The sequence below is a fragment of the Pseudomonadota bacterium genome (assembly GCA_039193195.1).
Classification (GTDB): domain Bacteria; phylum Pseudomonadota; class Gammaproteobacteria; order Steroidobacterales; family JBCBZW01; genus JBCBZW01.
In genome coordinates this window covers 22,930-47,654 of the sequence record JBCCWS010000002.1, presented here as the reverse complement: position 1 = coordinate 47,654, position 24,725 = coordinate 22,930, and the positions used below count along the sequence as shown (strand labels likewise).

13 protein-coding genes are annotated in these 24,725 nt (G+C 63.0%); 10 read left to right on the top strand and 3 right to left on the bottom strand.

The window, feature by feature from the left end:
- The first annotated feature begins 921 nt into the window (after positions 1 to 921).
- From AAGA68_02475 to AAGA68_02450, 6 genes are all read left to right on the top strand, one after another.
- The gene (locus AAGA68_02475; GenBank protein MEM9383896.1) at positions 922 to 8,910 is read left to right on the top strand and encodes an FG-GAP-like repeat-containing protein; all 7,989 of its coding nucleotides are present in this window, start codon (positions 922 to 924) and stop codon (positions 8,908 to 8,910) included.
- A 135-nt stretch (positions 8,911 to 9,045) separates the two neighbouring features.
- On the top strand, positions 9,046 to 9,591 hold the full coding sequence (locus tag AAGA68_02470; GenBank protein MEM9383895.1) for a hypothetical protein: 546 nt from the start codon (positions 9,046 to 9,048) through the stop codon (positions 9,589 to 9,591).
- 472 nt (positions 9,592 to 10,063) lie between these two features.
- Positions 10,064 to 14,650 (top strand): crosslink repair DNA glycosylase YcaQ family protein, encoded by a 4,587-nt coding sequence (locus AAGA68_02465; protein MEM9383894.1) that lies wholly within the window; start codon positions 10,064 to 10,066, stop codon positions 14,648 to 14,650.
- 15 nt (positions 14,651 to 14,665) lie between these two features.
- Positions 14,666 to 15,511, top strand: coding sequence for a DNA-formamidopyrimidine glycosylase family protein (locus AAGA68_02460; protein MEM9383893.1), 846 nt, complete (start codon positions 14,666 to 14,668; stop codon positions 15,509 to 15,511).
- A gap of 56 nt (positions 15,512 to 15,567) precedes the next feature.
- Complete coding sequence (locus AAGA68_02455) at positions 15,568 to 16,497, top strand: Gfo/Idh/MocA family oxidoreductase (protein MEM9383892.1); 930 nt, start codon at positions 15,568 to 15,570, stop codon at positions 16,495 to 16,497.
- A gap of 273 nt (positions 16,498 to 16,770) precedes the next feature.
- On the top strand, positions 16,771 to 17,109 hold the full coding sequence (locus tag AAGA68_02450; GenBank protein MEM9383891.1) for a hypothetical protein: 339 nt from the start codon (positions 16,771 to 16,773) through the stop codon (positions 17,107 to 17,109).
- 39 nt (positions 17,110 to 17,148) lie between these two features.
- On the opposite strand, the gene lpxA is transcribed toward AAGA68_02450, so the two are convergent.
- Positions 17,149 to 17,925 (bottom strand): acyl-ACP--UDP-N-acetylglucosamine O-acyltransferase, encoded by a 777-nt coding sequence (gene lpxA, locus AAGA68_02445; GenBank protein MEM9383890.1) that lies wholly within the window; start codon positions 17,923 to 17,925, stop codon positions 17,149 to 17,151.
- Between the two features lie 611 nt (positions 17,926 to 18,536).
- Here lpxA and AAGA68_02440 point away from each other — a divergent pair.
- From AAGA68_02440 to AAGA68_02425, 4 genes are read left to right on the top strand one after another with little or no spacing between them, the layout of a single operon-like run.
- Positions 18,537 to 20,807, top strand: a complete 2,271-nt coding sequence (locus tag AAGA68_02440; GenBank protein ID MEM9383889.1) for an AsmA family protein — start codon at positions 18,537 to 18,539, stop codon at positions 20,805 to 20,807.
- On the top strand, positions 20,788 to 21,429 hold the full coding sequence (locus AAGA68_02435) for an SRPBCC family protein (protein MEM9383888.1): 642 nt from the start codon (positions 20,788 to 20,790) through the stop codon (positions 21,427 to 21,429). Before AAGA68_02440 ends, AAGA68_02435 begins: the two co-directional genes overlap by 20 nt.
- Positions 21,426 to 22,526 (top strand): A/G-specific adenine glycosylase, encoded by a 1,101-nt coding sequence (gene mutY, locus AAGA68_02430; protein ID MEM9383887.1) that lies wholly within the window; start codon positions 21,426 to 21,428, stop codon positions 22,524 to 22,526. The genes AAGA68_02435 and mutY overlap by 4 nt, the downstream gene beginning before the upstream one ends.
- A gap of 19 nt (positions 22,527 to 22,545) precedes the next feature.
- The gene (locus tag AAGA68_02425; protein MEM9383886.1) at positions 22,546 to 22,821 is read left to right on the top strand and encodes an oxidative damage protection protein; all 276 of its coding nucleotides are present in this window, start codon (positions 22,546 to 22,548) and stop codon (positions 22,819 to 22,821) included.
- Between the two features lie 15 nt (positions 22,822 to 22,836).
- Here AAGA68_02425 and AAGA68_02420 read toward each other — a convergent pair whose 3' ends face one another.
- Both AAGA68_02420 and egtD read right to left on the bottom strand, forming a co-directional pair.
- The gene (locus AAGA68_02420; protein ID MEM9383885.1) at positions 22,837 to 23,736 is read right to left on the bottom strand and encodes a hypothetical protein; all 900 of its coding nucleotides are present in this window, start codon (positions 23,734 to 23,736) and stop codon (positions 22,837 to 22,839) included.
- A gap of 13 nt (positions 23,737 to 23,749) precedes the next feature.
- Positions 23,750 to 24,724, bottom strand: a complete 975-nt coding sequence (egtD, locus tag AAGA68_02415) for an L-histidine N(alpha)-methyltransferase (GenBank protein MEM9383884.1) — start codon at positions 24,722 to 24,724, stop codon at positions 23,750 to 23,752.
- Position 24,725: the final 1 nt, after the last annotated feature.

Here is a 24,725-nt window from a genome sequence, read left to right as displayed (position 1 = left end):
ACATCCTCCAGCCTCGATTCGACAGTGCAGACGCCCACGCCCTGAACCCCCAACGTGGAGTTCGATACGTAGGCCGAAAGCAGTGCGGACAGTAGCGCTGGTCCCGCAGCATGCCCGGTGAGTGAAAACGAGTAGTCGAATCCGCTCGGGTGTGGGGGCGAGCACGGAAATCCACTCTTCGTGCCTTCTAGTTCGAAGTACACTTCGTGCCCGTCTCTGCCTACCAGATGTTCCTTGACCGTACCCGTGTGACCTACCGAAGGCGCCAGTAGCGCAGCAGAAACGAGTAGGAGTGGTGTTGCTATTTTCACTGAGCGGTCATCTCTTTCATCGTAGGAGTTTCTGCAGCGCTAGCGGCGTGTGAGTTTGGGTGCTAACGCATGCTTGCGCATACGCGGACTCGCGCTCTGAGATTCCGCAGCAACTCTGATCTCGACCCTGCGTGCCGTTTGCCAGTGCGAGTGATAAGCGGTTCTTAGAGGTCCGTTAGGCAATCTTATCTTCCTCAGTGAGAATGCTGCGACGCCCAATGCCTAAGGTAATTCAACGCTTAAATGACCGGACAACTCGGCGCGCAGATCAGATGTAAGGCGCAACGGATGGCGAGAGTAGCGCGGCAAGAGTTGGTAGTCCAGAGCCGGCGCGGTCGTTTGTGCCGGTCATGTGGTTGCGGTAAGCAACTAGCGAATGTAGTTGGAATGTTGTTCGTCTAGCATGTTAGGTTCCTGACCGAGGAACCAGGCAGGCGCCCTTGTCGCCCACCCGTTGAATGACCCACTTGAGCCGCAATCGACTAGGGATGCTAGGGTTCGGCGATCGCCAAGTAGGCTTGCAAACCTTACGGTCTGGCTCATCTTAACCCGCGCAAATCGCGTCAAAGACAAGCGATTGCGCTCACATATGGCAACAGAGAGCGTTCTCATGGTCTTATCGCGAGTCCTCATTCCTTTTCTGGTTCTAGCTGCGGGCGCGGCCGCATATGCGAATGACTTTTCCGCTGACCGCTACCAGCTCGTCATCGGAGACTTCGACGGCGACAACGCCGACGAGATGTTCGCGCTCCCGCGCCAGTCAGGGGATGTTTGCGGTGTCGTTGATTCGAGCCTCGGGGAAACGCTAGACACACTCACGCAGACGTGGCCCTCAAACGACTGCGCCTTCACGGGCCTAGCCGGCAACCAGTTCACGGCATACGCAGGGGACTTTAATACCACCTTCGGCACCGATCTCCTCCTCTTTCGAGCGAGTAGCAGCAACAGCTACGTGATCGAGTCAGTACCCGCCAGCGGCGGGTTGACGGGGGTTGATCAGACCATCGCGAGCGGAGCCTTCGGATTCAGCGCCGACGCGAACTCTCACGTCATCATCCCCGGGGACTACGACGACAGCGGCATAAGCGATCTGCTGTTGCAGGCGGACGCGAGCTCCGGCACCCACGGTATGGTGCTCGCGGGCGGTAGCGGCCAGCTCGGCACGGCCGCTAGCACCTGGGTCGACGCGGACGATTACGCGGGCGTGCGCTGGTCTGGAGACCGCGCCAAGCTCTACGCGGCCGACTTCAATGGTGATGGGCACGACGACGTGCTAGTGCAGCCGTTTCCCACGGTCTTGATGTTGGCAGGTGACGTCGACACGCCGATCGTGCGCTACGAAGACGTGGTGATCCTGGCAGGTAACGCTGGTGGTACGTTTACGCTGCTGGACACGATCGACGTGGTCGCTGCCAGCTTCAACTGGTCCGCAAAACACTATGATTTGGTACTCGGCGATTTCGATGGCGATGGCGATATCGACGTGTTCGCCCAAAGTCTGCGAGCTGGCGCTGACAGCTACCTCGTCCTCGGTGACAACGGCAACGCTGGGTCGCTCGCCACGGGAACGGTGCTCCCCATTGCTGACAACGCCAACGGCACAGTGTGGAGCGGTGAGCGCTACCGCTTGCTGGCGGGGAACTTCTCAGGTACCGGACAGGCGACGCTGTACAAGCAAGCGGCTTCAGGCGCTGATGAGAACGAAGTAGTCACCTTCACTTCGGCGGGCGCGATCGCCTCGGTTGACGCGAATGACCTTGGCGCCGCCAGCATCCCTGGCGAGGCCACCGCGGTTGGCCGGACAGCCGGCGAGTTCAGCGTTGACATGTTCGGTGCGGCGAACTACTCGATTCCCCTCGTCGTACCGCCGGGCGTGGCGGGTATGGCCCCGCAGCTGTCCCTGAGCTACAGCAATCGCTCGGGTAACGGCCTGATGGGCATCGGCTTCTCGCTCGGAGGGCTGTCTGCAATAAGTCGTTGCGGCACGCTGGCAACCACTGAGGGCGCAGGTGAGGGCGAGGGTTACGGCGTCACGCTCGATGCGACAGATCGCTACTGCCTCGACGGCAGCCGACTAATTGCCACCAGTGGCCAGTACGGCGCCAACGGCACCGAGTATCGGACGGAGATGGCAAGCTTCCGCCGGGTGACTTCGTACGGCGGCAATCCCGCCAACGGACCGGCCTACTTTAAGGTTGAGGACAAAGCCGGTCTTATCTACTACTACGGCAGCGATGGCGCGGGCGGTGATGAGGGCTACATCAACGCTGGCACCTCCGCGCTCGCGATGACTTACGCCGTGGCGCGGATCGAGGATCGATTCGGCAACTTCATCAAGGTCGACTACACCGAAAATAACACTATCGGTGAGTACTACCCGACGGTGATCAGTTACGGCGGTCAGGGAACCGGCAGCTCGGATCAGATCGTTGCGGAAGTTCGCTTCAACTACGGTGATCGGTCCGACGACGCCAGTGGCTACCTCGCTGGTTACAAGATCAGTACCACCCAGCGGCTCGAGTCGATCGTGACGGGTTCCACCGCATCCCCTGGTGGCACCATGGAGCCGGTTCGTGAGTATCTACTCGCCTACAGCCACAACGCGGTGAGCGGCATATCGGAACTCCGCACGGTGCAGGAGTGTTCCAAGACCGTAGCAAACTTCTGCAAGCCCCCCACCCGCTTCCGTTGGGAGGAGAACGCGCGAGGCTTCACCCTAGAGCAAGACACAGGCATCGGCAGCACGTCGCTAACGAACCTCCGTTTGGCCGACGTCAATGCCGACGGTAGGATCGATTTCCTCTACACCAGCGGTGGACGCTGGAAGGTGAAGACGTCCGGCCTTAGCGCTGACGCCCCCGGCCAAGGCCCGGTCGTCAAACGGGCTCGCTACGCACTCACCATGGACTTCGACGGCGATGGCGTTACAGACATTCTCCAGTCGAGCGGTAACAGCGCCGAGTGTGAGGTGGCCTACGGCAGCACGGGCGGTCTGAGTGCTTCGATCCGCCAGAGCGGCATGATCTGCTCAATGTTGAGTCAGGACAGCGAGAAGACCGTTGCTGTGGACGTCAACAGCGATGGTCTACAGGATCTGATCTACGCCAACGAAGGCTTGGGCGTCGTCGAGGTGTACCGGAACCTGCAAGGCGCCGGATTTGAATCGATCGCGGATATTGCGACAGCCGACTTCACCATCCAAACCATCGATGGACAAAAGCTGCGCGTACTCGATTGGGACGGTGATGGCCGCGCGGAGGTGATGTCGTTCATCAACAACTGTCCTGGCGCCCCGGGTGGCGGAGGCGGTGGCGGCGGCGGTGGCGATCCCGGTGACATTCAGCAGCACGGTCCTGGTGCCCGCCAAGAGGGGTCGATCGGTGGTCGCGTTCCTGGCCCGCAGAACGGCCAAACCTGTCACCGCCAGCTGCGTATCTTCGGCGAAACCGATGGCGACTTCGACCTGGAGTACTACTCCACGCCTAACGTCGACTTCCCAGACATCGAGCACGCAAGAGTGATCGACGTCAACGGCGATGGGCTAGGTGACTTTATGGGCGTCGTGGCCAATCGGTGGCGCGTCTGGACCAGTACGGGTGTCGACTTCATCGAGCAAGTGCTGCCGGCCACCGTACAGCTCACGGGACAGACGGACAACGTCGACTGGAACTGGTTCGAGGAAGGCGAATGCCAGATCGACGCCCAGTGCTTCGATGAAGCTGATTGGATCGATCCCGAAGATCCGTTCACCGTCAACGTCTCGCTCACCAAGGACCGGTTCGAGGACGCGAAGCTCCTCGATTACGACCACGATGGTCGGACCGACATCATGATCCACTATGACGGTCGTTGGTACGTGCTGCGTTCGGACGGCGTCAGTTACGAGACGCGTATCTCAGACTCCGTCATCATCGCGTCTGCCAGTACCCTGGCTTCCGCCATGTTGGTGGATACCAGCGGTGATGGCCTAACCGACCTCTACTACCCAAAGAGTGGAAACTGGCGATTCCGCCACATGGCCGGCCCGCGTCCGGGTCTGCTCACTGAAGTGAAGGATGGCTTTGAGTCGCGGACACAGATCGCATACAGCTACCTAACTGACTCCACTGTGTACAAGGGCCACACGCCGATGCCGAGCGGTAGTTCGGTCGCGTTTCCCTATCAGAATCTGATGGCACCGGTTCCGGTGGTAGCGAAGTTCTCCGCCGACAATGGCCTGGGTGACGCCGCGAACCCGGATGTCGTGTACACGATGTACGAGTACCGAGGCGCCAAAGTGCACGCCCAGGGTCGCGGCATGCTCGGCTTCAGCGAGATAAAGACGTGGAACGACAATACGGGCAAGGAAACCGTCACCACGTACGCGCAAGCCTTCCCCTTCACGGGCATGACGAAGGCGACGGAGGAGCGAGTAGCCAACGCAGCTGACTACGACAGCCGTTTGGTTGACCCGAGCCCGTCGCCGGACCTCAACGAGATCTACGATCAGATCTGCGAGACGTCGCCCGTTGATTGCGACACGATTCGACCGCCTGGCTTCGACGGTGCGCAACCGCTAAACGGCCAGAACTCGCCGCCGACCTTAGTCAAGGTGGTGAATGTGTTCGGTCAAGATCAAGTAGATGGCGTTGCCACCTTCGCGTTCGTAGATACGTCCACGCAGGAGCAGTGGGCCTACATCAACGGTGGTATTGCGCCCGGGGCAGCGCCCTTCCGCCGTACCGTGACGGACTTCGACTATGTTGGGCGAGGAAACTCCAGTCGTGTAGCTGTTACGGTGGACGATGGGGTCGACGGTAACGGCGACGAGCACACAGTGACGACTGTCAACGCGTATTCGGATGATGCGGCTAACTGGTGCCTCGGGCGGCTGACCAGCGCTACGGTGACGCATGAGCAACCAGCGGACACCACCTCCAACACTGGTGCCACACTAGTCACCCGCGAAAGTAGCTTTACCTACGACCCGCAGGCCTGCGTGCTCAAGACCGAGACGGTTGAGCCACAGAGTGCGGCGCTGAAGACTGTCACCACTTACGACTACGATGATTGGGGTAACGTGCGTCAGACCACTGTCGCAGACGGTGGTAGCGCGGTTCCTGCGCTTCAGCGGTTCTACTCGCGTGTCACTGCCACTACGTACACGGCAGATGGACGTTTCATCGAAACCCGGACGTCCAAGTTGGAAGATCCGACCCTGTCGGGGCTAGACAACAATGGTCTCGAACATACGAGTATCGAGGCTTGGGACCACAAGTACGGTGTGCAGACGTCTTTAACGGACGTTAACGGAAATCAATTAGTAACGCAGTACGATGGGTTTGGCCGCAAGACACGCGAGTTCGATCCGGCCTCGTCGGTGGCAAGTGAATGGATCCGTGAATGGTGTGGTGGATGGACCGACTGTCTCCTCGAGGGTGTCTACACCGTCCGCGAGCAGTTCTCCACTGGTGCAGAGAGCTTGGCGCAGTTTGACCGACTTGGCCGCGAGGTTCTCACGCGCATCATTGGTTGGGACGGGGAATACCGCTACGAAGCTACGCGCTTTGATCCTCTTGGCAGGCCTTTCTTGGAGTCTGATCTGTTCTTGTTTGGCGGTGAAATCTGCTGGACTTGGCACTTGTACGATGCTCTTGACAGGGTGATAGAGAACCGGTCGCCGGATGTTGATCAATCGTGTTCCGCCCAGCCTGGGGATGGTCGCCTAACGGATATCGCCTACGGTGTTCACCCGCTCGGTTCCGCGAACTGGCGCCGTACTCAGACGACCTTTCAAGACGCCTTCACTACGGTGAGTATCGATCCGAACGGCCGCACGGTTTTCAGGGCCGTTGACATTGCGGACCGTCTCATCGAGCTGTCCGAGCAGGTGGCCTTCGAAGCCGAGGCACCCCAAACGACCCGCACTCGCTACGGCTACGATGCTCAGGGCAACATGACCTGGGTTCAGGATGCGGAAGGACATGAGAGTCATGTCGTGATCAACAAACTCGGCCACAAGGTGAGTATGGATGATCCGGACATGGGCGAGTGGTTCTACGTCCACAACGCGCTCGGCGAGTTGGTCCAGCAAACGGATGCGAAAGGGCAGATTACCACCCAGGCGTTCGACGATCTTGGTCGTATGGTGGAGCGTGTGGAGCCGCGAACCGGGGGAGGCACCGACACCACCCGCTGGGAATATGACTCTGCTTCCAACGGTACGGGTTTGATTGCGAGGGTAGTGGGTCCGTACAACTCCGTTGGAAACCCAGCAGCGACGGACCCAGAGGTAGCGTACAGCTACGATACCCACTCGATGCTCGCTTTGAAGCGTCACAAGATCGACGGCTCTTGGTACGAGGTCGAAACTTCCTACGATAGCTATCTGCGTCTGCACACGACGTCCTATCCGAACGTCAATCTTGGCGCGGAGGGTGTGCGGCGACTGCGTGTTCGTCAAGACTACAATGCTAACGGTTTCAATGACCGCACCATTGATGCCGACACCGGCAAAGTCTACTGGGAAGTAGAGGGTGTCGACGTGGTGGGTAGTTTTAGCCAAGTACGGCTCGGCAACGGTCTCCAGGAAGTACGTGCTTTTGATCGCAGCACACGAGTTCTCAAGGCGATTACTACCGGTGGCGGCGCGGTTCAGGAGCTGACGTATACATGGGACTCCGCAAACAATCTGCTAGGCCGGGCGGACGCCAACACAGGCCAAAGCGAGAGCTTCGCGTACGACAGCCTCTACCGGCTTCGTCGTAGTACGTACACGGATAACGTAACGGTCGATATAGACTACACCTACGACTTGATTGGGAACATCAAGTCTAAAGGGACGGGCTACTCGAATTATCTCTACCAGTCGAGTCGCCCTCACGCGGTCACCGACGTTTCGGCAACCGATGGGCTACGCCAATATTTCTATGACGCGAATGGCAACATAGAGAGTCGCCAGGGGGCGTCGATTACATGGACTAGCTTCAACAAGCCTGAGCGCATAGATGCGCCGAGCGGTTCCTACAGCCTGTTTACCTACAATGCGGACCGGATGCGGATAACGCATCGTGCAGTTGATGGTGCAAACGACAGCACGATCACCTACGTGGACTCGCTATACGAGCGGATCGATGATGGTGGCACCGTTGAAGAGCACCGGATGTTCGTTCGTGCTGGTGGTCGCGTCATTAGTACGGTGACTTGGTGGGGTAACGGGAATGAGCAGACTCGATATCTACATCGCGATCACCTGAACTCTGTGGATGTGATGACGGATGAGAGCGGAGTGGTGGTTGATCGCTTCGCGTTCGATCCGTGGGGTAAGCGTCGTCCTGCGGCGAACTGGGGAGCGGTGCCGTCACCGGGCAGTTATCTGACCGCTAGCTTCCATCGGGGTTTTACCGGCCATGAGCACCTTGATCATCTAGGTCTTGTGCATATGAACGGCCGCATCTACGACCCCGAGATTGGAAGATTCTTGTCCGCGGATCTATTCGTTCAATTTCCGGAGAGCACGCAGGGGTTCAACAGGTACTCATACGTTGGCAACAATCCGCTGAGCTACTCTGACCCCAGCGGTTACAAGATTTTCGGAATAATTGCCGGGATCGTGTCAGCAGCGACTGGCGTGGGCTTGGGCTTGTCAATCGCGTACTCAGCGCTTGCGTCAGTAGTAGACGGGCTAGTGGCGGGGCAGTCATTCGCGCAGGCACTTCTCGGTGGAGCGTTCTCAGCAGCCTCGGCCGGTATATTCGCGGGGATCGGATCTGGATTCGAGGAGATTGTTGGGGCTTCAGTGCGCGTGGGGGTGAAGGCAGCGAAAGTACTGTCCCATGGGCTAGCCGGCGGACTACTCAGCGCGGCTAGGGGTGGCCGCTTCCTAGATGGACTCATCGGGTCTGTTGCAGGAGCAACTACAAGTGCTCTGACGGGTGGGGGACTGGCGCAAGCTGCTTCTCGAGGGATCGGAGAGATTGCCAGGGAAGTAACCATTGCTTCAGTAATTAGTGGCACTGCAAGCGCGCTGAGCGGAGGGAAATTCGCAAGTGGGGCGCGGTCCGGGGCGTTCGGGCAGTTGTTCAATCATCTCAAGCATCGTGCTCAGGTCGAGATCACAAAGCTAAAGGGACGAGTTCAGCAGTGGGAACTGATAGGTACGCAAGAGTTGACCGTAGCGGCTAACGTGGACAAGATCGGTGATCTCTTAGATCATGCTGAATCGACGGCAAATGCGGCGTGCGACATGATACGTCGCTGCAACCCGCCGCCCTTGCCTGACAAAAAAGCCGTAGGAATTATCGCGTGGACCGCCCTTGAAAAGAACCGTGTTTATGCGCTGTACCAAAACGTCGAGTACACGCAGGTTTTCTACCGTTTCGAGGATGGGCATACTCAGATAGTTTTGTCGGACGCGCGCCGCTTGAATCAGTTCAAGGAGGTAGGCGCAGGTCTGGAGCTAATGATGACTGACGGTGAAAGGCATACCCCCTTCACCACCGATCACATTACAGCTAATGATCCTGGTCGTTGGCGCGATTTCGGCGTAAGTCACGTGCCAGCTAAGACTGTTCCGGGCGAGATGTTCCATGATCCCGAGAGTGATCTGCCGCGCTACTAGCGGTAGCGTTCGTTAGGTATTTCCTGAGGTTGTCGAGCGCAACTGCAGCGCGGAGGTGATGACATGCCGATTCATGGGCTATCGAATGCTAGTGGCGGTACTCGCTCGCGCTTCACAACAGAAAGTGAAAGTCTGATGAAGCGTGCACTGGTTCGTCGATACCTGTTCGTTGGTGTGACCGTGATCGCTATGGCAATTCTTCTTCCTCTGCCTGCCTCATCAAGCGATTCAGCTGTGCTACCGGGAAATCTGAAGCTTCCGGATTATCTTATGCTGGAGCAACTGGAGGCAGCTCTGGTGGATCTCCAGGTCCCGTACGGGATCGAAGGGCAGACGGTGCGCTACCGGAAGGAAGATGAGGCGCGCATCTTGCGGATTATCGCGACTGTTGATCGAGATCTAGCGTCTGACACTCGACGATTCCGAGTCGTTTCCGGACTGATCGAGGCACGATCGGTGCTGAAGCTACTGGACGCAGCAAACGTAGACGCGGTGATAGACGTGTGTAGCGACGGTCGCAGTCGCGTTGTCTGGGCGACGGCAGACATAGAGGCCGCTCGAGAGGTAATAGGCAAACAAGTAGTTGCTGAGTCGTCTAGGCGGATGCCCTTCTGTCAAACGCCGTCTTCGGTCTTGGACCCGGTATCCGCTGGGATACGGAAGCGCCAGGGTGACAGGTAGATATTGGTGCCGTTGGCTTTTATCCGTGGCTAGTACCGTTTTGTAGTGTCCGGAGATCGGGTACTTTCCGCAGTTTCTCCGGATCGCTGGCTGCTGGTTCCGAATGCTTGGTCGTGAGTCGTCCATCCGGTGTTGCATTTTGAGCCGTTGTAGAGATAAGCAGACTCCTAACGGCGTGCTGGGTTCTGGGTGCCGGCCCAAGGGGCACATCAAGGTTGTGCTCGTCACAATGGAGTAGGCGGCCGGCGATTTCGGTCGCCCTCCGGGTCAATGCTGCCGAGAGCACCTCCTTGTTCAGCTGCGCACGGCAGCGAGTCATCGATCCGGCGCGACTTGATACGGAGTCATACGGTCGAGGCTTTTTTTCGCCGTAGGTCACCTGCCGCTACACCGCGAAGCCGCGCCTAGACATCGAATTTACGGCACAACTGGCGTTAAAGACTGCTCTTGCCGCGCGCTAAACTGATATCCCATGAGTAAGGCGCTACCATCCCCGCTAGAGCAATTCGCGAGTCCCACCCGCGCGTGGTTCGAAGAACAGTTCCCGCACGCCACCAACGTTCAGGCTCGCGGCTGGCCCGTCATTGCGCGCGGAGCGAGTGCACTACTGGTCGCCCCCACGGGAAGCGGCAAGACGCTGGCCGCATTCCTCTGGGCAATCGATCGCCTGGCGGCGAATTCCCCCGCTCGGGTCGACGAGGACGCCGAATCCGGCGTCCGCCTGCTCTACATCTCCCCCCTCAAAGCCCTCGTCTACGACATCGAACGCAACCTCCGCGCCCCCCTCGCCGGCATTGCCCGAACGGCAGATCGCCTTGATCACCCCTACCACACCCCGCGCGTAGACATCCGCACCGGCGACACCCCCCAACGCGACCGCCAACGCCAACAACGCGACCCAGCCGAGATCCTGGTCACCACGCCAGAGTCCCTCTTCCTCCTCCTAGGCTCCAAGGCCCGCGCCACCCTAGCCAGCGTAGAGACCGTCATCATCGACGAGGTCCACGCCCTAGCCCCCAACAAGCGAGGCGCCCACCTAGCGCTGTCCCTAGAACGCCTCAGCGCCCTATGCGACCGCGACCCCCAACGCATCGGCCTCTCCGCCACCGTCCGCCCCCTCGACCAGGTAGCCGCCTACCTAGGCGGCGATCGCGAAGTCGAAATCGTCGATGCCGCCGCACCCCCACGCCTCAAGCTCCAGGTCTCCGTCCCCGTCCCAGACATGCAACACGCGGACGAACGCCACGAACCGGCCGAAGACGAAGGCGGCTCCATCCTCGGCGAACTCTACGCCCGCGAGGTCGCCACCCCGCAAACGGAGCGCGGCATCTGGCCCGCGATGTACCCGGAGCTCATTCGCCGCATCCGCGAAGCGCGCTCGACGATCGTTTTCGTTAACAGTCGCGGCCTCTGCGAACGCCTCTGCCAACGCCTCAACGACATCGCCGAGGAAGAACTCGTCCGCGCCCACCACGGCAGCGTCTCCCACGAGAAGCGCGCGGAGATCGAAGAAGGACTGAAGAGCGGCGCCCTGCCGGCCATCGTCGCCACGTCATCGCTAGAGCTCGGCATCGACATGGGCGCGGTCGACCAAGTCCTGCTCGTCGAATCCCCAGGCGCGGTCTCTCGCGGCCTGCAACGCGTCGGCCGCGCCAGCCACCAGGTGGGCGGCGAGAGCCTCGGCTACATTTACCCGAAGTTCCGCGGCGACCTCCTCGAGTGCGCCGTGATCTCCTCGCGCATGCTCACGGGCAGCATCGAGGCGATCAGCGTGCCCAGCAACGCCCTCGACGTGCTGGCCCAGCAGATCATCGCCATGTGCGTGGACGCGCCACGCTCGACAGAGGGCCTCAAGCGCATCATCCGCCGCGCCTGGGGCTACCGCGAGCTTTCCGACGACGCCCTCAACGCCGTGTTGGAGATGCTGTCGGGCACCTACCCATCGTCCGAGTTCGCCGACCTGCGCGCCCGCCTGAGCTGGGATCGCAGCACCGACGAACTTACCGCCCGCCGCGGCACGCCCATGGTCTCGCGCATGAACGCGGGCACCATCCCGGACCGCGGCTACTACGGCGTCTTCCTCGGCGAAGGTGGCCCCCGCGTCGGCGAACTCGACGAGGAGATGGTCTTCGAGACCCGCCCGGGCGACGTCATCCTCCTCGGCGCGAGCAGCTGGCGCGTGGAGGGCATCAACCGTGACCGCGTGCTCGTCGCCCCCGCGCCAGGCGAACCGGGCCGCCTCCCGTTCTGGCGCGGCGACGGCCCGGGCCGCCCGGTGGAACTCGGCCGCGCCCTCGGTGCCTTCACCCGTCAGATCGGCGAGCGCTCCCGCGACCGCGCCCGCGCGTGGGTCATGGAGCAGGTGCCCCTCGACGACTACGCGGCTGACAACATCGTTGACTACGTCACGGAGCAGCGCGAGCACACGGGCACCTTACCCACGGACAAGCGCATCACCATCGAGCGCTTCCGCGACGAGCTGGGCGACTGGCGCGTCTGCATCCTCACCCCCTTCGGCTCGCGCCTGCACGCCCCCTGGGCCATGGCCCTGCAACAGCGCTTCGGCGAACACGCGGGCTTCGACGTGCAGATCATGTACACGGACGATGGCTTGGTCCTGCGCCTGGCCGATGCCGAGGAACTGCCCGACACCGACGCCCTGATCCCGGAGCCCGAGGAGCTGGACGAGCTGGTCACCCAGGTGCTGTCGGGCACCAGCATGTTCGCCTCGCTCTTCCGGGAGAACGCCGTGCGCTCCCTGCTCCTGGCCAGGCGCAACCCGAAGTCGCGCAACCCCCTGTGGGCCCAGCGCCTGAAGTCGCGCGAGCTGCTGGCCGTCGCCCTGCGTTACCCGAGTTTCCCGATGGTGCTCGAGACCTACCGTCAAGCGATGACGGAGGTGTTCGATCTGCCGGGTTTGAAAGATCTCCTACGCCAGATCCGCGCCCGTGAGGTGAGGGTGGACGATGTGGAGACGCGCTCTGCGTCGCCCTTCGCCCGTTCCCTCGTCTTCGCCTACGTGGCGGCCTACCTGTACGAGCAGGACGCCCCCCTGGCCGAGCGCAAGGCCCAGGCGCTCACCCTCGATCTTAACCTCCTATCGGAATTGCTCGGTCAGGCGGAGCTGCGTGAGCTCCTCGACCCGGCCGTCCTGGCAGACGTGGAGCAAGAGCTGCAAGCCCTCACGCCCGAGCGCCAGGCGCGAGATGAGAACGAGGTGCATGATCTTCTCCGCCGCCTCGGCCACCTGGACGAGGACGAGCTGCGCGCCCGCACACAGACGCCGGACCAAGTGGGCACCTGGCTCGTCGCCCTAGAGAACTCGCGTCGCGCCGTGAACGTCACGCTCGGCGGCGAGCGCTACTGGATCGCCGCGGAGGACGCGGGCGCCTACCGTGACGCCCTTGGTTGCATGCCACCGCCGGGTCTGCCCGAGCGGTTCATCGCCGCCCAGGAGGCGCCGCTGGATCAGCTGATCCGCCGCTACGCGCGCACCCACGGGCCCTTCACCACGCGCGAAGTCGCGGCACGATTCCACCTGCGCCCGGCGCAGCTAGACGCCGTCCTGCGCGGGCTGACCAGCGGCGGGGTCCTGGTCAACGGCGAGCTGCGGCCGGGCGGTGCGGAGCGCGAGTGGTGCGACAACGAGGTGCTACGGCGCCTGAAGCGGCGCACGCTGGCACGCCTGCGCAACGAGGTCGCCGCTGTGGACGGTGCGGCTCTCGGGCGTTTCCTCCCCCGCTGGCACGGTGTGGGTGCAGGTGGAGAGGGCCGCGGTGCCGCGCGCCTACTGGAAGTGATCGGTCAGCTGGAGGGGATGGCGCTGCCGTGGTCCCTCCTGTCGCAGGTGCTCCTGCCGGCGCGCGTGCCGGACTTCGATCCTCAGCTGCTGGACATGCTGTGCGCGAGCGGCGAAGTGATTTGGATCGGCTGTGCGCCCCTCGGCGGTTCCGACGGCCGCATCGCCCTCTATCGCCGCGCCAACGCGCGCCGACTCCTGGAGACGCCGGTGCCCATGGAGACCACCGATGAGGTGCACGACGCGCTCCTCAAGCACCTGACGAATCGCGGCGCCTCCTTCCTCTCCGAACTCACAGATGCCGCGCGCGAGGCGAAGCCGGGCCTCGCGATGGAGGACTTCAAGGCGGCCCTGTGGGATCTCGTGTGGGCGGGCCTCGTCACCAACGACACCTTCGCCCCCCTGCGCGGCATCGGCCGGCGTACGCCCCGTCGCAGCCGTCGCGGTGCTCACGAAGCCTTGGCGGGTGGTCGCTGGTCCCTGGTCAGCGGCCTCGTGGACCCGTCGCTCAACGACACGGAGCGCGCGGTTAATCGCGCCCGCATGCTCCTCGATCGCTACGGCATCGTCAGCCGCGAGGCGGTGCAGAGCGAAGGCCTTAGCGGTGGCTTCAGTCCCCTCTACCGCGTGCTGCAGGGGATGGAGGATGCGGGCCGCGTGCGCCGTGGCTACTTCGTCGAAGGCCTGTCGGGCGCGCAGTTCGCAGAGCCTGGCGCCGTCGATCGCCTGCGCGCCGCCCGCCAGGGCGACGAGGGGGCCCGCTACGACGATGAGCAGCCCGATCGCTACGACGAGGACGACGTCCTGCTCCTCGCCAGCCAGGATCCTGCGAACGTCTGGGGCGCGCTCCTGGCCTGGCCCGAGACCAGCGCTGGCGAGGCCCTGCGCCCGCGTCGCGCGGCGGGCACCTGGGTGGTGCTGGTCGACGGGCGTCCGGTGCTCTGGGTGGGCGTGGGCGGCCGCCAGCTGGCGACGTTCACCGACACCTTAGGTAGCGATCGCGGTGAGCTCGAGCTCGCCCTACAAGCGCTCCACCGCATCCCCGTAACCAAGGGCAAGGCCTTTCATGTCGAGCAGATCGACGCGACACCGGCGCACGAGTCGGTGCTGGCGGACACGGTGCTCGAGCACGGTTTCGTGCGCGATCACAAGGGCTTCCTGCCGGAGCGTGGCCTCACTGCGCCGGGCAGTGGGCGCGGCGGCAGTCGCCGCGGTTCGCGACCGCGCGGCACGGGCCGCGGCCGTTCCTTCGCGCGCTAGCAGTGCGGAGCCGGGATGCCTGAAGGCGATACGATTCATAAGGTAGCGGCGGCGATGCGACCGCGCCTCCGGGACGCCACGCTCGCCGACGTCTGGGCGCGCGATCTCGATCTGAGCCGCCTGCGCGGCGCACGGGTGCTCGACGTCGACGCCCTCGGCAAGCACCTGGTGATCAGCCTCGAGGGCGATCGCTCCCTGCGCTCCCACCTCGGCATGCACGGCAGCTGGCACCGTTACCCGGTAGGCAAGCCCTGGAAGCGGCCGCGGCGCCAGGCCTCGCTGATCCTGGCGACGGCGCAGGATGAGTTCGTCTGCTTCAATGCGAAGGAAGTGGAGTGCTTGCGCACGGCGGGCATTCGCAACGCCAACTTCGTGGCCCGCCTAGGCCCGGACCTCATCGCCGACACCCCGGCGCCGGCGTTGCTCGTGGCGCGCACGCGCGAGGTGGGCGACCCCGACCAGCTGCTGGCCGACGTGATGCTCGACCAGCGCCTGGCGTGCGGCGTAGGTAACGTCTACAAATCCGAGGTGCTGTTCCTGGAGCGCTGCAATCCCTGGACGCCCCTGAGCGAGGTCAGCGACGAGCAGCTTCTGAAGCTCTGGACCCTGGCAGCAAAGCTCCTGCGCGCCAACCTGCACGGCGGCCGCCGTGTCACGCGAGACATCGAGGACGGTCGGGGGCGCCTGTGGGTGTACGGCCGGTCAGGCCAATCCTGCCTGCGCTGCGGGCGCACGCGCATTGCGGCCAAACGTATGGGCGTGAACCACCGTTCGACCTATTGGTGTCCGCGTTGTCAGCCGCGGACGCCCGACGGGCGGGATCGCCATGCGACACGTTTTCGGCGTAGCCCCTGCGCCTGAGCGCACCGGCGTATACTGCGCGCTGCACAGCAAACGGCAGAAGGACGCACGCGCAAGTGAAAGCCGCGGTCATTGGCATGGGATACCTGGGCAAGTTCCATGCACAGAAGCTGGCCCAGAACGAGCAGGTCACCCTAGTGGGCATCGCCGACGTGAGCACCGACGCGCGCGAGGCAGCCGCGGCGGCGTACGACGGCGTGCAGGTAACGGGTGACTACCGTGAGCTGATCGATAAGGTGGATGCGGTCACCGTCGTCACGCCCACCACCTCCCACTACGAGATCGCGCGCACCTTCCTCGACGCCGGTAAGCACGTGCTCCTCGAGAAGCCGATGACCGTCACCGTGGAGCACGCTGATGAGCTCATCGCTCTGGCCAAGGCCAAAGGTGTGGTCTTGCAGATCGGTCACCTGGAGCGCTTCAACCCGGCGACGGAGGCGATGGAGGAGCGCGCCGACGGCCCGCAGTTCTTCGAAACCTACCGCGTGGCGCCCTTCCGTGAGCGCGGCGTCGAGGTGGACGTGGTGCTAGACCTCATGATCCATGACATCGACATCGTGCAGACCCTCACCGATCGGCCGATCGTCGACGTGGTGGCCAACGGCACGGTGGTGTTCTCGGACAAGCCGGACATCGTGAACGCGCGGCTGCAGTTCGAGGGCGGGTGCGTGGCTAACCTCACGGCTAGTCGAGTCAGCACCAAGACCGAGCGCAAGATCCGCATGTTCCAGCAGAACGCCTACATGTCTGCCGATCTGCACCTGCGCTACCTGAAGATCGCCACCAAGCAGCCGCCCCCCGCGGGGGATGGGCCCAAGCTCGAGATCGAGCAGTTCGAGTATCCGGAGTACGATGCCCTCAAGCTCGAAATCGAGGACTTCCTCGGCGCTATCGCGAGCGGTGGTCAACCTCGGGTGACCGGCGAGCAGGGGCGGCGAGCCCTGGAGACGGCGGTGGAGATCAGCCGGCTGATCTCGGCGAGCTAGTTTTTCCCTTGAGCGTAGGCCGTTACCGTGTCACCCATTCCCGTGCAGTAGCACGGGCGAGTCGGCTTGGTTCGTCCGATGCTGCGCGAGGTGGGCGGTCCCGATGAAGCGCACGAAGCCCGTCAATCGTAACATCCACCTTTCACCTTGATTGGGTGAAAGGAGTCTACTACCGTCTCCGTTGATGTAATAGACCTCGGTCGATAGGGTCAAGGCTGGCCTGTGCGTCCGTTGGCGACGAGATCGCCGAAGGCATCCTGCGAGGAAGCAAAAATGCGTATTCGTGCAATTGGCGTTGGAATCCTGGCCTTCCTAGCAAGCGCGGCTTCGCACTCCGCCGGCTGGACGGGCTGGGGGCTCATCACTGAGATCAGTCAACAGCCGGCAACTGGCACCGCAGACGTGCTCATAGTAGCTACGCTGCCAAACAATCCCACCAGTTGTACTGACAAGGACCGTTTTCTCTTTGATGTAACAACTGGAAGAGACGAAAGGACATTTAGCATGCTGCTCGCCGCGCTTGCGGCAGGCCAAGAGGTGCGCCTGTTCGTCACGGATGGCTGCCCGCAGTGGGATATGCCGAAAATCACTGGAGCTTACATCCGGAGATAGTGAGCCAGCCAACACTGCCAGCTAGCACGGCATCTAGAGTTAGTCACCTGCCCATCCGCTGATGCCGCGCTTCGAGCTTTCCACAAAGGCACGCAGGCGCTGAAGCTCTTCCGTCTCATTGCCATCAGCGGCGGGCAGTTCGTCGCCGGCGCGTAGCGCCCGCATGGCGCCTTCCAGTGCTCGGTAACGGGCACCGCTGATCCCGCGGCGGCGTAGGCCAATCGTATTCAGGCGGAAGTGGCGGCAGGGATCGCCGCTCGCAAGCGTGTAGGGCAGTAGATCTTTGCGCACGGCGGCCTGGCCGCCCAGCATGGCGAAGGCGCCGATGCGCACGAACTGGTGCACGAGCGCGCCACCGCCGATGGTGACGCCGTCACCCACCTCCACGTGTCCTGCGATACCCGCGTAGTTGGTCATCGTGACCTCATCGCCGATGATGCAGTCGTGGGCGATGTGAGCGTAACCCATGAAGTAGCCGTGTGAGCCTATGCGCGTGGCGCCGCCAGGCTCGTAGGCACGGTTGATCGTGACGCCTTCGCGGATAACGTTGTCTTTGCCGATAAGTAGCCAGGTCTCGCTGCCGTCGTAGCCGCGATGCTGAGGGGGTTCGCCAAGCACGACGTGGGCGGCAAGCTGATTGCGTTCGCCGAGGCGGGTCCAGCGGCGTAGGACGCAGTGCGGCCCGATCTCGCAGCCCGCACCGATGACCACATCGTCCTCGATGACGGCGTACGGCCCCACACGCACCTCGTCGGCGAGTTGGGCCGAGGGCGCGATGCAGGCGGTGGGGTGGATGAGGGGAGACGGTGAGGCCACTACGCTTTCCTTCGCCAGGCCGCGGACACGAGGTGTGGGCGGCAATATAGCAGCGAAGGAGGAGCGTTAGGCAGTAGTGTCAGCGCCGGGGATAGGCCGACGAAGGCCCATCAATCAGGGGTCGATCAACGACCCCATTCGGCGTAGTGGTTGGCGCGGCGAGGATTGGCGGAACGCTCATCTTCCTCATCCCAGTTGTCGCGCACCTGCTGGCACCAATCTTTGTAGTCGTCCCAGCTCTTCACAGGCAGTTCCCGGCCTTGGCCACCGGGGCGCTCCTTTCGGGGCTGCGTGACGCTTCGATCTACAAAAAGACCATAGCGGCGGAAAGCTTCTAGGTGTCTCACTCGATGACTCCCAGTCAACGCGTCAAAACGAACGAGTGCACGGTATCCGTCAGGGGGGTGTCATTGCAGTGACGCTATTCACAGGCCCCGATTTTTCCTTGATCCGCTAATAACTTAAACCATCTGAGCAGACATAACTAGCGCAGTTCTGTTACTCAGTGTCACTTCCTTGGCGTGTATTTTCTGACGCTTCGGGCTTATGGTGACACCAATTATCCCGGCACTGCGTGTGGTGCCATCGAGCGACAGAGGAATAGAGGTTTCATGGGCAGTCTTATCCGGTGGGTCGCGATCGCGATCGGTGTGGTGGTCTTGTTGGTGGTTGGCGCCGTAGGGATCTTCGTCGCCACCTTCGATCCCAACGATCTCAAGGAACAGCTAGTTGCCGCCACCAAGGAGCAAACTGGGCGGGAGCTGACGATTGAGGGTGACATCAAACTCAGCGTTTTCCCCTACGTCGGGTTCTCACTTGGCGCCACGCGCCTGGCCGACGGCGAGGGCTGGGGTGAGCAGCCCTTCCTCTCCTTCGATAATGCCGCGGCTAGTGTCCGCCTGGTGCCCCTGTTTACGGGCAAGGTGGAAGTGGGTGAGGTGCGCCTGGAAGGGCTCAACCTGAAGGCGGTTACCGGCGCGAACGACACGAACAACTGGGACGACCTAGTGGCGATCGGCCAAGGCGGCGGTGAGGCAACCACGGCTGAGTCGAGCGGCTCGTCGGGTGACTTCGATCTGGCGAAAGTCACCGTCGGAGGCGTCAAGCTCGCGGACGCTCAGCTCTCCTACGAGGACAAGGGCGAGGGCACCCGCTACGCGATCACAGACTGGGACCTCACCACCGGGGCCTTCCGTCTCGGCCAGCCACTCGACATCGATACCACTCTGCAGCTCGAGGCGAAGAACCCGGATCTTGCCGGCACAGTCACCGCGCGCGGCACGGTGATCCCGAACGAGTCGCGTACAGTGTTGAACAACCCCGATCTCACCGTGCAGGTGAGCGGCGAGATGCTTGAGGCCCTGTCGGCGCTGAACCTTCAGATCGAAGCTGAGCAGCTGTCCGTCGATAAGGCCGGTCCCTTCGAGCTGAAGACGCCCGTGATTCGCGCCAAGGCGGAGAGCGGGGACTTCGGCGAGCCCCTCGATGCGCGGATCGAGGCGACCAGCCTCTCCGGCAACCTGAAGTCCGAGACCCTCTCGCTCACCAACCTCACGGCCACGGCGTGGGACATGAAGATGCGCGGCGAGCTGCAGGGCAAGAAGGTGCTGAGTGCGCCTAACCTCAACGGCAATATCGCGATCGATGAGTTCTCACCTAAGCGCGTGGCTGAGAAGGCGGGCGCAGCCCTCTCGCCCACGGTGGATCCGAACGCCCTGACGCGGGCAGCTCTCAGCGGCGACTTCGCCATCACGCAAACCTCGGCCCGCTTCTCAGGCCTTGCGCTCACCCTGGACGACACGAAGTTCACGGGCGACCTGGCCGTGGCGGACTTCGAGCGCCAGGCCTTGCGCTTCGATCTCAAGGGCGATCAGCTGATCCTCGATCGCTACATGGCGCCGGCGCCGGAGCAGCCCGTCGCCACCGATCCGGACGCAGTGGCGATTCCCGCAGAGGACATTCGCAAGGCGGACATCGACGGCAAGTTGTCCCTGGGCACGCTGATGCTCTCGGGGCTCACGGCCACCAACGCCGAAGTTACCCTGAAGGCGTCAAATGGCACCTTGCGTATCCACCCATCCACGGCGGACATGTACGGCGGCAAGTACCGGGGCGATATCCGCATCGACGCGAGCGGCGAGACCCCCGTCCTGTCCCTAAATGAGCGCTTGGAGAAGGTGGACTTCGGCGCCCTGGGTAAGGACGTCTTCGAGCAGCAGAACCTCACGGGGCAGCTCGATGGCCGCGTCACCCTAAAGGGTACCGGAGTGACCCAGACGGCGATCATGAATACCCTAGACGGCGATGCGCAGTTCTCCTTCCTCGACGGCGCGATCGTGGGCATCGATGTAGTCCATGAGGTGCGCAAGAACATGGCGAGGCTCGGCATGGGGTCGGCGCCGGAGGGCAGCGGTGGAGGTCGGACGGAGTTTGCCGAGCTCAGCGGGACTGCGCAGATCACCGACGGCCTCATGGCAAACGAGGACCTGCTGGTGCGTCTGCCGTTCATGTTGGTTCGCGGCGACGGCAGCGTCGACCTTCCCGACGACAAGGTGAAGTATCGCCTCGATATGCAGTTCCAGAAGAATCCGGAGCTACCTGACGGCGCCAATGAACTGGTCGGAGTGAATCTGCCCATAGTGCTCAACGGCAGCCTGTCCCAGCCGGGCCCCGGCTGGCTGGACTTCGGCGGCACTCTTGGGGCCTTAGCCAAGCAGCGAGCCGAGAAGGAAGTGGGCAAGCTGGCAGAGCGTTTGCTGGGCGGCGGCGAGGGCGGCGGCGAGGGCGAGGGCGACTCGAAGAAGGACGTCGCCAAAAAGGTGCTCGGCGGTCTCTTCGGCGGAGGCAAGAAGAAAGACGAGGATGACGACGGCGGCAACTAGGACGCCGACGTTCACGCGAGCCGTCTGTGGGGCGGCCGCGGCCTTGTTGGCGGCCACCTGCCTGTCGCCGCCAACGGTAAGCGCGGCGGAGATGCTGTCGCTGAAGGTCAAGCGCGAGGGTCAGCGTTACTTCGTAGCGTCCCACGCGCGCATCGACGCGCCCATCGAGGCGGTCTACAACGTGTTGATCGACTACGACCGCCTCCACGAACTGACCAGCACCTTTGAGGAGACCCGCGTGGTCGAGGGTGCCGAGGACGAGGCACAGCGTCTGGTCTATCTGCGCGCTCGCGGCTGCGTGGCCTTTTTCTGCAAGACCATCGTTCGCTACGATCGCCTCGAGCTCGAGCGGCCGCGAGACATCGTCGCTGTCGCCGTGCCTGCCCCCACGTCCAGCACCGAGGGGGATTCCGAATCAGTGGCCTATTCATACTCCCATTGGGAGTTGAGCGAAGAGGAGGATGGCACGCACGTGCTGTACTCGATGGAGATGGAGCCCCCGTTCTGGGTGCCGCCCCTGGTGGGGCCGTGGGCGGTGAAGCGCAAGCTGGCCTCCGGCGCTGGCGATGCGGCGCAACGGGTGGAGCAGCGGGCTCTCGGGCTGCCGGTGGTTTTGGATTGACCGAGCGGACCGACGCGCAAGGCCCCGGCGCCGAAGACCGCGCGCCCTTCGCCGACGAGCTGCTCACCTGGGCGGCCACCTACGGTCGCCACGACCTGCCCTGGCAGCGCGATCGTACGGCTTATCGCGTCTGGGTCTCGGAGATCATGCTGCAGCAGACCCAGGTGGCCACGGTCATCCCCTACTACGAACGTTTCATGCGCCGCTTCCCCGACGTGCGCGCCCTCGCCGCCGCGCCCCAAGACGACGTTCTGCATCATTGGTCGGGCCTCGGCTACTACGCGCGCGCCCGCAACTTGCACGCGGCCGCGAGGCTGATTCAGGCCAAGTACGGTGGCTCTTTCCCCGACGAGCTCGACCAGGTGCACGCCTTGCCGGGCGTTGGTCGTTCCACCGCCGGGGCGATCCTCACCCTCGCCGGCGGCCAGCGCCACCCGATCCTCGACGGAAACGTGAAGCGCGTGCTCGCCCGCTACCACTTGGTGGAGGGCTGGCCTGGTGACCCGAAGGTGGAGCGTGGCCTGTGGACCCTGGCGGAAGCCCATACGCCAGAGCGGGAACGCGCAGCTGCGTACACGCAGGCGATCATGGACCTCGGTGCGATGGTCTGTAAGCGCAGCAAGCCGCTTTGCGGAGGTTGTCCGGTGGTGGAAGGGTGTGCTGCCCAGCTCGCTAAACGCCAGGAAGAGTTCCCCCACAAGCGCCCGCGCAAGGCGACGCCGCTAAAGACGGTGCGGATGCTGATCGTGGTGCGCGAGGATGTGCAGCAGGTGCTGCTTGAACGGCGTCCACCGGCGGGTATCTGGGGCGGCCTGTGGAGCTTCCCGGAGCAGCCGCTTAAGGAGGATCCCAGCGAGTGGATCGAGACTCAGCTACGCGCCGAGGTGCGCGACTCGCAGAAGTGGCAGGTGCTACGCCACACCTTCAGTCACTACGCCCTGGACATCACGCCGCAGGTATTGCGGATCTCCGCCCCGCCCGAGGGGGTCATGGAAGGCACTTCGCGGCTCTGGTATAACGTCGGCGAATTGCCCGAGATCGGCCTCGCGGCGCCCGTGGAGAAGCTCCTCTCCCGCCTCGGCGACGCAGCCTCATAACTCCATCAGGTACCCTCCTATGATAGACAAGGTTCAATGCGTGGTCACCGGCGAAGAAGGCGAAGCTCTCGGCTATGCGCCCTACCCGGGCGAGCTCGGCGAGCGCATCCAAGCCAGCGTCTCCAAGGCGGGGTGGAATCGCTGGCTCGCGCACCAGACGATGCTGATCAACGAGTTTCGCCTCACGCCCTTCGAGCCGAAGGCGCGCAAGTTTCTGGAAGACGAGATGGAGAAGTTCTTCTTCGGCGAGGGCTCGTCTGCCCCCGAGGGCTACGTGCCGCCGGAGAAGTCCTGATCGCTATCGTCGCAGCTAGGGCACGTCGGGAGCGAGGTAGCTGTAGTAGAACTCTTGGCCTTGGGCCTCCGCGTCCATCACCGCTTGTGGGTCTAGTTCTGTGCGAAGGTCGTCGCTCCAGGTCTGCAGCAGAGGCTCGTCCCCGGCGATCTGCAGGGCGTAGAACCAGGCGAGAGCCTTTTCAGGTTCGCTGCCGCGCAGTTGAATGCCACCGTTCTGCTGCCCGGCTGGCAGGGTAAGCCCATTCGCATAGCGGTAGGCGAGGTGCGCGGCCGCGGCGAGGTCACCGTTGGTGGCGGCGAACTCCAGATAGTCCAACGCCCGATACTCCTTGGCGGCCAGGGCCACCTGATCGCTCTGCGATAGATCGCCAGCGCGCTCCGCGCCTTCACGCTCGACAAAATGGATCGCAGCGGCGCCGTACTCGCGAGCTGCCGCCACATGCCCTTCATCGGCGGCCTGGCGCAGCCAACGCTCCACTAGCGCTCGATCGTCGGGGATCTCCTCGCAATCGAATTGGGACAGGTCTATGGGAGGAGGTGAGACTACCGACAGTGCGTCTTGCGTACGGACTGTCCGACCGAACTGGAGGCATAGAAGGGCAGCCATGCCGACGTCGTACGCGGCGTCGACATCGCCTGCGTCGGCACTCGTCCGTCGCGTGAGGAAATCAACGCTTTGCGCTGGCTGTGGGTTCTCTGTGCTCTGAGGCGGGGCGACGGATGTCCGCGCGCTGGGGGCTGGTGCCGGTGTCGGCGTCACCTGGCGAGTGGCTGCCGTGGCAGATGGCGCTGACTCGTCGTAGGTAGCGATCGGCGGCGCTGGAGGAGGATCGTCGCGAAATGCCCACACGAGGGTGCCGACGGCGACCAGCGCAACCGCTGCTGCAGCCAGGGTTCCGCTCGTCGACGCCACTGCCGAGGCTACCTTACATGACCTCTAGGTACTGCAAGCTGAACCACTGGCGCGGATCGGTCCACACCTTGGCCACGCGGAACCCGGCCGTCTCGGCCAGGTTCGCGAATACCTCCAGCGAGTATTTGTGAGAGTACTCCGTGAGGATGAATTCGCCCTCGGCCAAGTCGAATTCCTCGCCGTCGATCTGCACTGTCTGCGCGACGCGGCTGACCAGCTGCATCTCCATGCGCGAGCGGGTGGCGTCCCACACGGCGCGATGGAAGAACAGGTCGACGTTGAAGTTGGCGTCGAACTCGCGGTTCAGGCGCGTGAGGATGTTGAGGTTGAACTCGGCCGTGATGCCCTGAGCATCGTCGTAGGCTGGCACCAGGATCTCTCGCGGCTTCACGAGATCCGCGCCGATCAGCGCGCCGCCGCCTTGCTTGGCGATGCGGCGCACGGTCGAGAGCAGCTTGTGGGCCGCGCCGAAATCGAGGTTGCCGATGGTCGAGCCTGGGAAGTACACCACGTTGCGCTTCGGTGCGATGCGCGGTGAGGGTAGGCGGAACGGTTCGTTGAAGTCCGCGCACACGGGCAGCACCTCTACGCCCGGGTAGTCCGCCGCGAGCCGGGTCGCTGCGGACATCAGGTGGTCTCGGGAGATATCGACAGGAACGTAGGCGGCGAGATCCGGTACCCGCTCCAAGAGTAGGCGGATCTTCATGCTCGATCCGCTGCCGAGCTCGATCAGCGAGGCCTGGCGCCCGATGCTCGAGGCGATCTCCTCCATGCTCGACTCCATGATCGAGAGCTCCGTGCGCGTGGGGTAGTACTCGGGTAGCTCGGTGATCGCATCGAATAGCTGGGAGCCGCGCTCATCGTAGAGCAGCAGCGTGGGAAGGCGCTTTTGCGCGCGGCGCATCCCTTGATGGATGGCGTCGCGCAGATCGCCGGTCTGCGGGTGTAGGTCGAGCAGCGTGGGGGCTGCGGGGCCGTGTTTGGCCATG

Coding starts and splice junctions, on each gene's coding strand:
- AAGA68_02435 (MEM9383888.1), top strand. CDS start 20,788: ATGACGACGGCGGCAACTAGGACGCCGACGTTCACGCGAGCCGTCTGT.
- AAGA68_02460 (MEM9383893.1), top strand. CDS start 14,666: ATGCCTGAAGGCGATACGATTCATAAGGTAGCGGCGGCGATGCGACCG.
- AAGA68_02440 (MEM9383889.1), top strand. CDS start 18,537: ATGGGCAGTCTTATCCGGTGGGTCGCGATCGCGATCGGTGTGGTGGTC.
- AAGA68_02470 (MEM9383895.1), top strand. CDS start 9,046: ATGAAGCGTGCACTGGTTCGTCGATACCTGTTCGTTGGTGTGACCGTG.
- AAGA68_02475 (MEM9383896.1), top strand. CDS start 922: ATGGTCTTATCGCGAGTCCTCATTCCTTTTCTGGTTCTAGCTGCGGGC.
- egtD (MEM9383884.1), bottom strand. CDS start 24,724: ATGGCCAAACACGGCCCCGCAGCCCCCACGCTGCTCGACCTACACCCG.
- AAGA68_02425 (MEM9383886.1), top strand. CDS start 22,546: ATGATAGACAAGGTTCAATGCGTGGTCACCGGCGAAGAAGGCGAAGCT.
- AAGA68_02465 (MEM9383894.1), top strand. CDS start 10,064: ATGAGTAAGGCGCTACCATCCCCGCTAGAGCAATTCGCGAGTCCCACC.
- AAGA68_02450 (MEM9383891.1), top strand. CDS start 16,771: ATGCGTATTCGTGCAATTGGCGTTGGAATCCTGGCCTTCCTAGCAAGC.